The sequence below is a fragment of the Clostridium polyendosporum genome (assembly GCF_018332455.1).
In the GTDB taxonomy this organism is placed as follows: Bacteria; Bacillota; Clostridia; order Clostridiales; family Clostridiaceae; genus Clostridium_AY; species Clostridium_AY polyendosporum.
The window spans coordinates 90,154-104,114 of record NZ_BOPZ01000007.1 but is presented as its reverse complement, the minus strand read 5'-3'; the positions used below and the strand labels follow the sequence as shown (position 1 = coordinate 104,114).

The 13,961-nt window shown below is 31.0% G+C and carries 12 protein-coding genes, 8 tRNA genes and 1 other annotated feature; of the genes, 16 read left to right on the top strand and 4 right to left on the bottom strand.

From position 1 onward, the window contains the following. The first annotated feature begins 99 nt into the window (after positions 1-99). From CPJCM30710_RS06060 to CPJCM30710_RS06035, 6 genes are all read left to right on the top strand, one after another. Positions 100-1,164, top strand: coding sequence for a YncE family protein (locus tag CPJCM30710_RS06060; RefSeq protein ID WP_212903278.1), 1,065 nt, complete (start codon positions 100-102; stop codon positions 1,162-1,164). 359 nt (positions 1,165-1,523) lie between these two features. Beyond that, on the top strand, positions 1,524-2,777 hold the full coding sequence (locus CPJCM30710_RS06055; protein WP_212903277.1) for an ammonium transporter: 1,254 nt from the start codon (positions 1,524-1,526) through the stop codon (positions 2,775-2,777). 381 nt (positions 2,778-3,158) lie between these two features. After that, positions 3,159-3,806 carry a fructose-6-phosphate aldolase gene (fsa, locus tag CPJCM30710_RS06050; protein ID WP_212903276.1) on the top strand — a complete coding sequence of 216 codons (648 nt, stop codon included), beginning with the start codon at positions 3,159-3,161 and terminating at the stop codon, positions 3,804-3,806. A gap of 80 nt (positions 3,807-3,886) precedes the next feature. After that, positions 3,887-4,039: a hypothetical protein gene (locus tag CPJCM30710_RS06045; protein WP_212903275.1), complete on the top strand. Its 153-nt coding sequence runs from the start codon at positions 3,887-3,889 to the stop codon at positions 4,037-4,039. Positions 4,040-4,310: 271 nt separating this feature from the next. Continuing rightward, positions 4,311-4,880: a 5-formyltetrahydrofolate cyclo-ligase gene (locus CPJCM30710_RS06040; protein ID WP_212903274.1), complete on the top strand. Its 570-nt coding sequence runs from the start codon at positions 4,311-4,313 to the stop codon at positions 4,878-4,880. Positions 4,881-5,108: 228 nt separating this feature from the next. Beyond that, the gene (locus tag CPJCM30710_RS06035; RefSeq protein WP_212903273.1) at positions 5,109-5,819 is read left to right on the top strand and encodes a hypothetical protein; all 711 of its coding nucleotides are present in this window, start codon (positions 5,109-5,111) and stop codon (positions 5,817-5,819) included. Positions 5,820-5,965: 146 nt separating this feature from the next. On the opposite strand, the gene thrS is transcribed toward CPJCM30710_RS06035, so the two are convergent. Then, entirely contained in the window at positions 5,966-7,903 is a 1,938-nt protein-coding gene (thrS, locus tag CPJCM30710_RS06030) for a threonine--tRNA ligase (protein ID WP_212903272.1), read from the bottom strand. A gap of 311 nt (positions 7,904-8,214) precedes the next feature. After that, positions 8,215-8,420: a binding site (T-box leader), on the bottom strand. A 207-nt stretch (positions 8,421-8,627) separates the two neighbouring features. Further along, a complete protein-coding gene (locus CPJCM30710_RS06025; protein ID WP_212903271.1) occupies positions 8,628-8,891 on the bottom strand; it encodes a hypothetical protein in 264 nt (87 codons plus the stop codon). A 315-nt stretch (positions 8,892-9,206) separates the two neighbouring features. On the opposite strand from CPJCM30710_RS06025, the gene CPJCM30710_RS06020 reads away from it, so the two are divergent. The 3 genes from CPJCM30710_RS06020 (at position 9,207) to CPJCM30710_RS06010 (ending at position 10,035) form a co-directional block, all read left to right on the top strand. Further along, positions 9,207-9,281 (top strand) — tRNA-Gly (locus CPJCM30710_RS06020). Positions 9,282-9,863: 582 nt separating this feature from the next. Beyond that, positions 9,864-9,947 (top strand) — tRNA-Leu (locus tag CPJCM30710_RS06015). A 13-nt stretch (positions 9,948-9,960) separates the two neighbouring features. Beyond that, positions 9,961-10,035 (top strand) — tRNA-Gly (locus CPJCM30710_RS06010). 172 nt (positions 10,036-10,207) lie between these two features. On the opposite strand, the gene CPJCM30710_RS06005 is transcribed toward CPJCM30710_RS06010, so the two are convergent. After that, the gene (locus CPJCM30710_RS06005) at positions 10,208-10,609 is read right to left on the bottom strand and encodes an HNH endonuclease (RefSeq protein WP_212903270.1); all 402 of its coding nucleotides are present in this window, start codon (positions 10,607-10,609) and stop codon (positions 10,208-10,210) included. 202 nt (positions 10,610-10,811) lie between these two features. Here CPJCM30710_RS06005 and CPJCM30710_RS06000 point away from each other — a divergent pair, with 202 nt between their 5' ends. The 7 genes from CPJCM30710_RS06000 (at position 10,812) to CPJCM30710_RS05970 (ending at position 12,841) form a co-directional block, all read left to right on the top strand. Continuing rightward, positions 10,812-11,486 carry a hypothetical protein gene (locus CPJCM30710_RS06000; RefSeq protein ID WP_212903269.1) on the top strand — a complete coding sequence of 225 codons (675 nt, stop codon included), beginning with the start codon at positions 10,812-10,814 and terminating at the stop codon, positions 11,484-11,486. Positions 11,487-11,581: 95 nt separating this feature from the next. Next, positions 11,582-11,658 (top strand) — tRNA-Arg (locus CPJCM30710_RS05995). Between the two features lie 5 nt (positions 11,659-11,663). Continuing rightward, positions 11,664-11,738 (top strand) — tRNA-Gln (locus CPJCM30710_RS05990). A 258-nt stretch (positions 11,739-11,996) separates the two neighbouring features. Beyond that, positions 11,997-12,071: transfer RNA gene (locus CPJCM30710_RS05985), tRNA-Gln, on the top strand. A 79-nt stretch (positions 12,072-12,150) separates the two neighbouring features. Continuing rightward, positions 12,151-12,224: transfer RNA gene (locus CPJCM30710_RS05980), tRNA-Gly, on the top strand. A gap of 6 nt (positions 12,225-12,230) precedes the next feature. After that, positions 12,231-12,306, top strand: a tRNA-Lys gene (locus tag CPJCM30710_RS05975). A 166-nt stretch (positions 12,307-12,472) separates the two neighbouring features. Beyond that, positions 12,473-12,841 (top strand): hypothetical protein, encoded by a 369-nt coding sequence (locus CPJCM30710_RS05970; RefSeq protein ID WP_212903268.1) that lies wholly within the window; start codon positions 12,473-12,475, stop codon positions 12,839-12,841. 218 nt (positions 12,842-13,059) lie between these two features. On the opposite strand, the gene ispF is transcribed toward CPJCM30710_RS05970, so the two are convergent. Then, the gene (gene ispF / locus CPJCM30710_RS05965) at positions 13,060-13,527 is read right to left on the bottom strand and encodes a 2-C-methyl-D-erythritol 2,4-cyclodiphosphate synthase (RefSeq protein ID WP_212903267.1); all 468 of its coding nucleotides are present in this window, start codon (positions 13,525-13,527) and stop codon (positions 13,060-13,062) included. Positions 13,528-13,961: the final 434 nt, after the last annotated feature.

Sequence of the window (13,961 nt, the reverse complement as noted above, 5' to 3'; positions counted from 1 at the left end):
ATACATAAAAAAAATATAGTAAGGTAAATTAAATAGTGTTTTATTATACAAAAATTATATTAGAAATGATTATACTACTAATGAAAAGGAGAAGTCGATATGTTTAAAACAAAATATTTACTAACAGTTTTTTGTGTTGTTATTGCACTATTTATAACAGCGTGCACAGCTTCAACAAAGGAAGAAGTTAGACCTTCTAAACCACCTGGAAATCGTGCTGAAGTACCAAGTAAAAATGCGTACTATTTTACAGCAAATGAAGGAGGTAGCATTTCAAAGATTGATGCTGCTACAAATCAATTAGTTAGTACACAATCAGTAGAGGGTAGTGTGCATAATGTGCAAGTTTCACCAGATGGCAAAATAATAGGGGTTACAGTAATTCCTAAGGCAGAAATTAAAACCATGAATGAAGAAAAGAAAATAAAAGGATTTGCAATTTTCTATGATATTGAAACAGATAAGCTTATCAAGAAAGTTGATGTAGGAAATAATCCTTCTCATATCGTATTTACAGCAGACGGAAAGTATATTTTGGTTTCAAATAATGGAGATAATAATGTATCAGTTATAGATACTAAAACTTATGAAATTATTAAGACTATATCTACTGGAAGTGGGCCCCATGGTTTTCGTATTTCTAATTATAGTAAGTTTGCTTATGTTGCTAATATGAAAGAAGATACAGTAAGTGTGTTGGATTTAACTAATTTTGTAGAGGTTAAAAAAATAAAAGTTGGCAAAGCTCCAATGACTACCGCAGTAACTAGTGATGGGAACACAATGGTTGTTTCACTAAATGGAGAGGACTCAGTAGCTATTGTAGATATAAAAACAGATAAAATTGAAAAAATACCAGTAGGGAAGGGGCCAGTACAAGTTTTTATTCAAAGTGATGATAGGTATGCTTTTGTAGCAAATCAAGGAACAGAAAAAAATCCCTCAGATACAATTTCAAAAATTAATTTAACTACCAAAAAGGTTTCCACAACAATTCCAACAGGTAAGGGTGCTCATGGGGTAGTAACGAGCAATGATAATAAGTATGTCTATGTAACTAATATGTATGATGATACTGTTAGTGTCATTAATAATGATATGAATAGTGTATTAGCAACAGTTAAGGTTGGTAATACTCCGAACGGTATTAGCTATAAACCCTGAGGAAGTGGTAAGTTATTTTGAATAATTTCTTGATTAGGAGAGATTACCTAAGAATCACGCCAATGTAGTGGTATGAGGTTTAAGTATTATACGTACTATTACGAATAAAAAAACTGAAAATACTTTTAAGGTTTGCATTGACAAAAAATAAAGAGATGCATATAATAGATATATAAAGCAAAGGCGCTTTCGCTGATAACAGTGAAAGCGCCTTTTTTATTAGTATAAACCTTTGGCCAAGGTCTTTTAGTAAATGAGTATGTTATCTTAATTTTAATATTCAGTTTATTGGTAATATTCGAAATATTTTTTTCTTTTAATTTTGTATATTTTAATGACTTTAAAGGAGGTATATGTATATGCAAACATCAGATATCGTATTTATGATTTTTTCAACAGCATTAGTTATGTTAATGACGCCTGGTTTGGCTTTGTTTTACGGAGGAATGGTAACTAAGAATAACATTTTAAATACAAAAATGCATAGTTATGTCGCAATCATATTAATTTCATTACAATGGATATTATTTGGATATAGTTTAGCATTTGGAACTGATCATGGTGGATTAATCGGTGGATTAAACTGGGTAGGACTAAATGGAGTAGGTTTTGAACCAAATGCTGATTATTCAGCAACTATACCACATCAATTATTCATGTTATTCCAATTAATGTTCGCAATTATAACTCCAGCTCTTATTTCAGGAGCTTTTGCTGAGAGAATGAAGTTTAAGGTATTTGTAATATTCATGTTATTGTGGGCAACATTTGTTTACGATCCATTAGCGCACTGGGTATGGGGTGTTGGAGGTTGGATAAGAACTCTTGGAGCATTAGACTTTGCAGGTGGTAATGTAGTTCATATAAGTTCAGGGGTTTCAGGTTTAGTTGGAGCACTTATGTTAGGTAAGAGAATAAAGAAGGAAGAAGCAGGTCCGCATCACATTCCATTAACAGTACTTGGAGCAGGACTATTATGGTTTGGTTGGTTTGGATTTAATGCAGGAAGTGCATTAGGAGTTAATGGTGAAGCAGGAAAGGTTGCAGTCAACGCTTTCTTAACAACCAATACTTCAGCAGCAGCAGCAGCTTTAGGCTGGATTATTTCAGAAGGTTTATACGCAAAGAGAGTGACAGTGATGGGAGCAGTAAGTGGAGCAGTAGCAGGTTTAGTTTCTATAACACCTGGAGCTGGATATGTAACTCCAATGGCTTCAATAATCATAGGCTTAATTGGGGGAGTTATATGCTACTTTGCTGTAGCAGTACTTAAAGAAAAATTAGGTTATGATGATGCATTGGATGCTTTTGGATGTCATGGTATTGGAGGTACTTGGGGAGCAATTGCAACAGGAATATTTGCTACTAAGAGTATAAATTCAGCTGGTGCAGATGGTGTTCTAGCTGGAGGAAACTGGGCACTTCTAGGTTCTCAGATAATATCAGTAGTAGCTACTTATGCCTTTGCAGCAGCAGGTACATTCGTAATATTAAAGGGAATATCATTCTTTACAAGTATTAGAGTTGAAGAAGAAGAAGAAAAAATGGGCTTAGACTTAGCAGTACATGGTGAAAAAGCCTATGGAAAGACCTTTAGGGAACAAACATTATAAGACTCACGTAAATATTGTAAACCTCACTTTTTCCTTTCATATATATTTTTAAAGCTGTGGTGTAACTACCACAGCTTTTGCTTTATTTAATATGCATAACATGATTAAAATATTTAATAAGTTTCTGAAAAAATTAAAGTATTTTTTAAAATTTCCTTGAAAAAGGTAAAAAAAAAGTAGTACAATAAATATGGAATTAGTGGAATTAATTTGAAAAAAAGGACAAGAGTATTAAGGGGAGCGTGGTGCGACAGGTTGTTTTATGGTCATATTAGGGTGAAAGTTTTAGAAGTCATTTCTATCGTTATATATAAACAAATTTATAGAATAGATAAACATGAGGAAAGATAAATTAATAGAGGAATTAAGAGGAGGATTTATATGAGATTATTCATAGATACAGCAAACGTAAATGAGATTAAAGAGTTGAATGAAATGGGAGTAATATGTGGTGTTACTACAAATCCATCTCTTATTGCAAAGGAAGGAAAAGATTTTGTTGAAACAATTAAGACTATAGCATCAATTGTTGACGGCCCTATAAGTGGAGAAGTAATGAGTGATGATGCTAAGGGAATGATAAAAGAAGGAAGAGAAATTGCAGCTATTCATAAGAACATGGTAGTTAAGATACCAATGACTGCAGAAGGATTGAAGGCTGTTAATGTTCTTGCAAAGGAAGGGATAAAAACAAATGTTACATTAGTGTTTTCAACAGGTCAAGCTTTACTTGCAGCGAATGCTGGAGCAACTTTTGTAAGTCCATTTCTAGGAAGGTTAGACGATATATCTACAGATGGAATAAATTTAATAAAAGAGATATCAAATATATTTAGGGTTCATAATATAAAGACGGAGATAATTTCTGCAAGTGTAAGACATCCAATTCATGCTCTTCAAGCAGCAGAAGCAGGATCACATATAGCAACAGTTCCATATAAAGTTGTAATGCAAATGTTGAAGCATCCATTAACAGATCAAGGTATAGAAAGATTTAAAAAAGATTGGGAAGAAGCTTTTAATAAATAAAAAAAATTTATTTATGTATATAAATATGAAAATTTATCCATACTAAATCCATAATATTCCTATAAGTATGGAGTGATAGCATGGAATTGTTAAAGTATATTTTTAGTAGAAAATATAGAAAAAAATTTTCTGAAAAAATTTCACCAAATATAAGCTTTGAATTAGAAGCAGAAGAGAAGGCATTTTTAGAACAAAATGCTCCACCAAAAGATATTAAAGAAAATGCTCATTAAAGGTAGTTTCTGAGCAGTCTTTAATAAAAATAAACAACTGTAATTCTCAACCAATTAAGTTATGAAGTTGTTTACCTAAATACAGCTCAAACTATAATATTATATTTAGTTGTTTTATAAAAAGCGGCACTTTGCTGCTTTTTTTGTCTTGTGTTTCTGTAAATTAAATTGCTAAGAAATAATATAGTTTTTAATATATAATTTATAGTAAAGATAAGTAAATTCATAGTAGAACTTATTTATTTTTATATAGAAGAGTGGAGGGTGTGTAATGGATAAAAGTGAAATTAGAAATATAGTTATAGCAAAAAGGAAAGAACTATCAAAAGTAGCTAAAGATAATTTTGATAATATTATAAGTAGAAAATTTTTAAATAGTGAGATTTATAAGCAGTGTAAGACTATATTTATTTATATTAGTATGAATGAAGAAATTGATACTAAAACTATAATATTAAAAGCATTAGAAGAAGGAAAAAGGGTTTGTGTTCCTAAAATAGATATCAAAAACAGAGTTATGAAGGCTGTTGAAATAAAAAATTTGAGCCAAATGGTAGAGACACCTCCTTTTGGAATTTTGGAACCACCTACTTTTGATTTGAAGCTAGATATTGACGAAATAGAGTTAATAGTTGTGCCAGGTCTTGCTTTTGATAAAAATGGAGGAAGAGTTGGGTATGGTGGAGGATATTACGATAAGTTCCTTTTTCAACCTCATAAATCAAAAAAGATAGTACTTGCATATGATTTTCAGGTTTTTGAAAGTGTACCAGTGGAAAAACATGATGTGAGGGTAGACTACGTTATTACAGAAAAACAGGCAATTAATTGTAAAGAGTAGCAAAAAAAACAGTTTGTAGAAACCTTAATAACAAACTGTTTTTTATTTTTTATAATTTAATTAACGGATTTCACTTTCTGAAATGATAACAAACAACCTCAGTATGAAATATTTTTTTATGAGCCATACATTCAGTTAGAAATCGTATATCTATATCTGAATAAATAAAATGTATCAGGGGAATATATTTTTGTGTTTATTTTTAAATAAGATACAGGAGGAATTGGTATGGATGAAAAAAATAAAAAGGTTTTAGAAGGGTATTTAGAAAAAAAAGCTGAAGTAGAAATTGGGGCGGAATTGGGAAATCTTAGAAATCAACTTAGTGCTATGGAAAACTCACTTAACCAACTTAAATTAACTCCAGTATCTCCATCAGGTCAAGGTCAAGGCATGCAACAAGCTCAGTCTCAACAAAGTCAACAAACTGCACAACAACTTCTACAACAAATAGAAAACTTTAGACAACAAGCGCAACAACAACAACAACAAGCACAACAACAGTTACAGCAATCTGTCCAACAAGCAATAAATGTGTTAAGTCAAGCTAACCAACAAATAATATCACATCAAGTTCTTAATCAAATGAACCAAATCATAGATCAGGCTCAGCAACAATTACATCAAATGGGCCAACAAGGACAGCAAGGTCAAATGGGCCAACAAAGCCAAATGGGTCAACAAGGTCAAATGGGTCAACAAGGTCAAATGGGTCAACAAGGTCAAATGGGTCAACAAGGACAGCAAATGGGTGGTCAACAAGGTCAAATGGGTGGTCAACAAGGTCAAATGGGTGGTCAACAAGGACAGCAAATGGGTGGTCAACAAGGACAGCAAATGGGTGGTCAACAAGGACAGCAAATGGCTGGTCAACAAGGTCAAATGGGTGGTCAACAAGGCCAAATGGGTGGTCAAAAGACACCAAGAACAACTTGGTAGTGATTCACAAAGAAGTTCATTTAGATAGAGAAGATAATTATACTAGGCAACTTAACTTATAAAATTTATTAGATTTGAATATTAAGGTAAGTAGTTTATTTTTATGAATACAGATAAAAGCAGTGAGATAGAACTCACTGCTTTTACTATTTTTCTTTATCTTCAATTTCTCTAACTATTCTATCTACAAATGTATTTAGACTTACTGAACCTTCGTCTCCGTTCTTTCTGCTTCTTATTGAAACAGCATTATTTTCAGCTTCTTTTTCTCCGACGATTAGAATATAAGGAACTTTTTCAAGAGTTGCTTCTCTTATCTTATATCCTATCTTCTCACCTCTGTAGTCACCTTCAACTCTTACTCCTTTATTTCTAAGTGTCTTAACTACACTTTCAGCATAGTCGTTGAACTTATCTGATATTGGAAGAACTTTAACTTGAGTTGGTGAAAGCCATGTAGGAAATGCACCAGCATATTTTTCTATAATCATAGCTAATGTTCTTTCATAGCATCCTATAGAGCTTCTATGAATTATATAAGGAAGCTTTTTATTGCCATCTTTATCTATATAAGTCATATTAAATCTTTCAGCAAGAGCAAAGTCTATTTGAACAGTAATTATTGTATCTTCTTTACCATGAACATTTTTTAATTGGATATCAAGCTTTGGACCGTAGAAAGCAGCTTCTCCTTCAACTTCAACATAGTCAATTGCAAGATGATCAAGGATTTGTTTCATTATAGTTTGAGTTTCTTCCCAAGCTTTAGGATTATTTATATACTTATGAGTATCATTTGGATCCCATTTAGAGAATCTGTAAGTAATATCATTTTCTATTCCTAAAGTAGTCATGACATACTTAATTAAATCAACAACTTCCTTAAATTCTTCTTCTAATTGTTCTGGTGTACAAATTAAGTGACCATCTGATAAAGTAAATTGTCTTACTCTTATAAGTCCGTGCATTTCTCCAGATGATTCTTTTCTAAATAGAGTAGATGTTTCAGCATATCTTATTGGAAGATCTCTGTAGCTATGTTGTTCACTGTTATATATTGCAAATTGGAATGGACAAGTCATAGGTCTTAGAGCTAAAACTTCATCATCTTTCTCTTCATCTCCTAGGACAAACATACCATCCTTATAGTGCTGCCAATGACCAGAAATTTTGTATAAGTCACTTTTGGCCATGTAAGGAGTTTTAGTTAGTACATAACCTCTGTTTTCTTCCTCATCTTCTATCCATCTTTGAAGAACTTGAACTACTTTAGCGCCCTTTGGCATTAATAATGGAAGACCTTGCCCTACATTTTCGTCAGTTGTGAAAAGTTTAAGGTCTCTTCCAAGTTTATTATGATCTCTCTTTTTTGCGTCCTCAAGTGCTTCGAGATATGCATCTAGATCAGTCTTTTTTTGGAAAGTAGTTCCATATATTCTTGAAAGCATTTTATTCTTTTCATCGCCTCTCCAATAAGCACCAGCACTTCTAAGTAACTTTATGGCTTTTATAGATTTTACACTCATTAGATGCGGCCCTGCACATAAATCTACGAAGTCACCTAGCTTATAGAAGGAGATAACTTCATCTTCAGGAAGATCATTAATTAATTCAACCTTATAAGGTTCACCTTTTTCTTCCATTAGCTTTAAAGCTTCAGCTCTAGGAAGTTCAAATCTTTCTATTTGAGGATCTTCCTTGACTATCTTTTTCATTTCTGCTTCAAGTTTAACTAAATCTTCAGATGAGAAGGAGCCATCCTTATCAAAATCGTAGTAGAATCCATTGGTGATAGATGGTCCTATAGCAAGTTTTGTATCAGGATGTAATCTCTTTACTGCATAAGCTAAAATATGGGATGAAGTATGTCTGAAAGTATCCTTTCCTTCTTCAGAATCAAATGTACATATATTTAAATCGCAATCCTCATTGATTATAAATCTTAAATCTACAACCTTACCATTTACAACACCACAGCATGCAACTCTTGCTAAACCTTCACTTATATTTCTTGCAATTTCATGTACGGAAAGTCCTGTTTCAAACTCTTTTACTGAACCATCTTTGAGAGTAATTTTAATCATTTTAAATCTCCTTTCTTTTAATACATAAATAAGTTTATAATTAAGTTTAATTGAAAAAATATGTATTAAGGGTTAATACTTAATTTAATTTAGATGTTTAATTTTTTTATCTTAGTAGTAATTGCTAAAAGTAGATTTAATAGGCATTGAACCTATTAAAGATACACAACTTCAATACTTAAATAATTCATGAAAATAGCCTCGACGTGCAATGCTTTAATTTACTTATTAGATTGTATATCTATCCCTTGAGCCAGATTTCACTTTGTTAAATGGGAGCAAATAAAAAACTCTCATCCCTTTTACTAATGAAAAGGGACGAGAGTATAGTTTTCCCGTGGTTCCACCCAAATTGCCTATTGAAACAGGCCACTTAAGCAATTATAACGTAATTAACGGACTTTATTAGAGTCACTCAGAGGTGGTTTTCAGCTAATTCCACTTAAGAATACTTACACCATATGTATTCTCTCTCTGTAAATGTACCAAAGCTTACTCTTCTCTTCATAGTGTTTTTAAAATATATTTTACTTTAGTTAATTATAAGTTTATTTTATCTGTATGTCAATATCAAATAAAACTAGCAATAGGTTGATATTTACAACTAATTTTTACAAATATTAGTGCGATAGTTAATGAAATAACAAAGTAATTCAGATAACTTTTAAGTTAATTTGTAATACTACATAATTTAGGTATATCAAGTTAAGTCGACATATGTTTATTACATTAGCCTCCAAATTACTGTTGATGTTTTATGGTTGTTAATGGTGACGTGTTCATAGTTCAGGAATTCAATTCCGAGTTCTTTTTGATGTGCACTTAAGAATCCAGCTAATCCTATATTGTTTGTAGAGTAGGAAAGGCTATAAGGCAGACCGGTGATTTTTTCAATGATTTTAATTGTAGAGATTTGAGCATGATCTTTGTTCAACTCGGTGATAGCTTTTTTGGCTTCCTCTAATAAAATTTCATCCAAGTTCTTCATTCTTACTCCCCCCGATAATTTATTCATGTTGAATTATATTAAGGAAATCACTACTTTATGAGGATATTTTACCACAAGTGTAATAAAATAACAATTTGGTTTTTGAAAAGTTATTAAATAGTTAACAAAAAATTGTTTAATTAAATTTTAATCCAATTTAAGTTAAATATATTTACTAATTTTATTAAATTACATGATATTTTCATACTATATAATTTATGAATGATAGTTGAAAATTGTTAGTGAAATTGTAAATATTTAAGTGTAATATATTTACATAAAATCAATTAAATGCTACAATAGTATTAGAATTATGCGGCAATAACTCAATGGCAGAGTGTCACCTTCCCAAGGTGAAGGCTGCGGGTTCGAATCCCGTTTGCCGCTCCAAAGTAGCTTATGCTACTTTTTTTTTACTCTATAGGAAATTATAAAATCGTCAAGTTAAGGATAACTAATAACACAATCCACGGAGTGGATTTTTTTATTTTCTGCTATTTCATAAAGTAGAATTTGAGTAGGTCTTATGTATGTTCAGATTTGTTTTATAAGAAGTTGCATATTTATAAGTTACGTAAAAAAGGGTTAATATAAAGGTTGTTTGTATTTTGTCGTTAGAGAATTAATTTTTGTGAAAAAAATTAAATAACATTATATTTTATAGTTTGATATTTAAAAAAAACGAAATATTAAAATATAACCAGTTGTGAAATATGTTAATTGTGAGATGTAATAGACTTTTTTGTTGAAAGTTATAAATTAAACTTGACGAAATAAGGAAATTTGTGTAGAATAATATGGTAGGTTAGTTACTGAATAGTTTTGCGGGTGTATCCATATTGATGTTTTGTGACATTATAGATTTATTATTGAACTTTATCCCCTTCACCCGCTAGATATCCCCCATAAATAATATAGTAAAAAGCTATTGATTTTATTTTAAAATCGTATATAATATAATTTATAAGACGTGCAGGTGTGGCGGAATTGGCAGACGCACTAGACTTAGGATCTAGCGCCTACGGCGTGGGGGTTCGACTCCCTTCACCTGCACCAATTAAAAAAATATGCGGAAGTGACTCAATGGTAGAGTGTCACCTTGCCAAGGTGAAAGTTGCGGGTTCGAATCCCGTCTTCCGCTCCAGATGACTTTTAAGGAATATATATTACTACGAATATTAATTTTATTTATAAAAAGCATGAACATAAATGTTCATGCTTTTTTGCAGTATATAAAAATATTTTATATAAAATACTATTCATTTTTATTATAGAACTTTTATGATTATAACAAGTATTAATGAGGATATTAGTAATCAATAGTTTGAAAGAAGTTTTTCCAACATAAAATCTTCTAACATTTCAGTAGAATAAAATTTATTTCCCATTAATGCATATGCTATATCTTTAGATTTATACCCCTCTTTATAAAGTTTCAAGTTCTTAGTTAACTTTTTCAAGAGATTTTTACGTATCTTTAGCGTGTAAAATAATTCTTCTGGGGAATAATACTCTTCAGTTAACAGTCTTTCTAAACTTTCTTGGAGCTCAATCTTGTATTTTAAATCAACTTCTTTATTGCGGTGAGGACCATTTTTTCCGCGGTGATGATTAGGGCAGAGATACTTATAATTCAGCTCAAAATCTAAACCGCCTTCACTTTTATATATTATATGATGTATATCAGCTTGTGCTCCGCATATTTCACAGCGATACAATAAATCTCCTCCTTACCTTCTTTTTAATTATAAGATAGCATAAACAGAATATTCAATCAAGTTAATATTTTGTGTTAGATATTAACAAAATAACAAGGAGTAGTTGCAGTGCAATGTGGTTTTTAGTATTGCATTATAAGTTAAAATATAATATAATTATAATGTTAGAATTTTCCTGTGGAAAATGAAAGGATGTGGTTATATGATAATGACGTATAACTCCTTTGACTACTGGAATAAAATTGTTAATCTAAATAAAACTTTAAAATCTAGAATTTTTGAAAGTGAACCAATAACTGATAAAACTGTATATCTTCATTATGTAATATTTAATAAGAGGTCAGGTGTTGAAAGTGTGTGGACACCGATTCCTAATGCTAGAATGCTTTTAGGATATATACAATATTGTTTTATGCCAGAAGCCTTTTATAAATGGATTGAGGGTAGAGATAAAGTTGTTACTATTATACCACATATGACTGTAGATGAAATTATTTTAAGGGCAAAAAAATGTGGTAAATTAACCAAAAAGGAAGTTAGTGATGTAGAGAAACAGATCTCGCTAATAAAGAATATGTGGGATTTTCCTAGTAATAAATTAATGACTGAACTTAAAAAGTTTGGAAGGGAATTTAACAAAACTTGGTATGGAGATAGTGCTGGATTTTTATATATAAATGTTTTTGGAAATGCTGTAGAGCTTGGTGAGTTTATAGCTAATACTAACCGGCAAACTAGCTTTGATACAACTTTTGAAGAAAAGATTGGTATGAGTGAAGAAGAATGGCTAAAATTATGTTCAGAAATAAATAAAGATAAGGAAAAAGCGGAAAAATTTAAGAGAATTTTAATTAGAGAATTATCAGAAATTGTTTAATTATAGATGCATCTAGATGAATGATAATATTTGGGTTAAAATGTTATTGACTTTTATAAACGCTCACTATATAATAACATTTGTCTCAAAGAGATGTGTCTTTAGCTCAGCTGGATAGAGCAACGGCCTTCTAAGCCGTAGGCCAGGGGTTCGAATCCCTTAAGACACACCAATTATTGGGGTGTGGCCAAGTGGTAAGGCAACGGACTTTGACTCCGTCATCCGTAGGTTCGAATCCTGCCACCCCAGCCAAAAAGTACGATAGTATTCGTGCTTTTTTTATTTGCGCTGTTATTTCATAAAATGAAATCTAATTAAAATTGAGCAAGCTTTATTCTTATTTAGTTTTATTTTATAGAGATTTATATTAGAATTATGCTTAGATAACTTAATATAATTTGAAGTAAATACATATACTATATTTTAGTAGTATATAAGTAAATTTTAACATAATAGTATTTTGTTGATTTACACAAAGTTGTAATTATGCTATTATTTTAATATAGACGTTGGGATATCGCCAAGCGGTAAGGCTCTGGACTCTGACTCCAGCATTCGTAGGTTCGAATCCTACTATCCCAGCCATTTCAAATAACTTACAATTAATAAAAAAGATTGACAAACTATTTATCTGTATATATAATAGTTATGTGCTAAAGGACATGCGGGTGTAGCTCAATGGTAGAGCCCTAGCCTTCCAAGCTAGTTACGAGGGTTCGATTCCCTTCACCCGCTCCAATTTATGCACCATTAGCTCAGTCGGTAGAGCACCTGACTCTTAATCAGGGTGTCCCGGGTTCGAATCCCTGATGGTGCACCAGAAGCTGTGATTAATATCACAGCTTTTTTGCTTTTAAAATTAAATTTGTTTTTGGATAGTAATGTATTTTAAGGCTAAAACACATAAAGTAAGCAATTATTTATTAGTATTACATGCTACTTTTTGAGTAAAATAATAGTGACAACCTTGTGAGGAGGTAGTAGGAATGAGTAATACTAAACCATGTGAAACTAAAACATGTGAAATTAAAAACCAAGTAAACCAGATTATAGAGACTGTCGAAAATTATACTAGAACACAGAGACATTTGGAACAAAATCAAGATATAACATCAGAGGAGCAAAAGCACCAAGCAGATAGAATTCAAAATGAAAGAAGAGAAGAGATTAATAATTTAACAAATAAAGTAGTCTATGGTGACAATTACAATGTAAATGATAAAGAAAACTTAAAAGAGAATTATGAAAAAGCACAAACATATATGAAATATAATGCTGAGCATATGTCAAGTGAAGATTTGAGTAATCTAAAAGAAAAGCAAATGAATAGGAAAGAACATTTAAGAAATACTTAGTAATTTTAAAATACCTGTAGCTGCCTGCTGGTTTAACCAGTAGGCTTTATTTACGCCATTTCACAAAGTGAAATCTGGCTAAAATATTATATTAGTTTTATAGAAAAGAGGTGTATCATAAAAAAGTAGTGATATACCTCTTTGGATTTAATAACCAAACAAAATAAACTCCCAAAATTAGGAGTTTTTATATATTAAGTACTTAAGCTCATTTTTTATCACTCTATTAAGCAGATACTTTGTGCAGAGATTCCCTCACATCTTCCAGTAAAGCCTAAACCTTCTTCAGTTGTAGCTTTAATGTTAATCTGATCTATAGTAATATTTAATGTTTTTCCGATATTTTCTCTCATTTGCATAATGTAAGGAGCCATTTTAGGTTTTTGTGCTATGATTGTGGCGTCTATATTTATAATGTTATAGCTCTTTTCCTTCAATAAGTTTTCAACGTGACTCAATAGTATAATACTGGATGCTCCTTTAAATCTTTCATCATTATCCGGAAAATGCTTTCCAATATCTCCAAGAGCTGCAGCTCCTAATAGAGAATCCATAATTGCATGGAGCAATACATCTGCATCCGAATGACCAAGCAAACCCTTCTCAAAAGGAATAGTTACTCCACCTAAGATCAATTCTCTGTTCTCTACTAATTTATGCACATCGTACCCTAATCCTACTCTCATTGTATCACCTCATAAATTATACTTTATTAGTATTTTATCATAGAAAATATAATTTATAATACTTAAAGAGTAATTTTATGATATATGGTTTTTTGAGCGAATTTGAGTTAAGTTTTCTTTTGAATAATGCTTTGATGAGAAGAATCGTGTTATCTTTATAATTAAATGTTGCAAAAATAGAAGTTTACTTTTCTTCAAGGCGATTGTTTTTTTCTTAAAGAGAAAGTCTACATAAATGATATTATTTTTCATAAAATCACCTCTTATAATAGAATATATTGTAATATTATTATATCATAAAAATAGTGGAAATATTAAGAAAATTCTATCAATTTTTAAATAATATTATTATCAAGGAAAATGTTGTAGATTTATAATGTGCTATAATATTATTATATGAATAAAAGTATTAATTAGTTAATGAGTATTAAAAA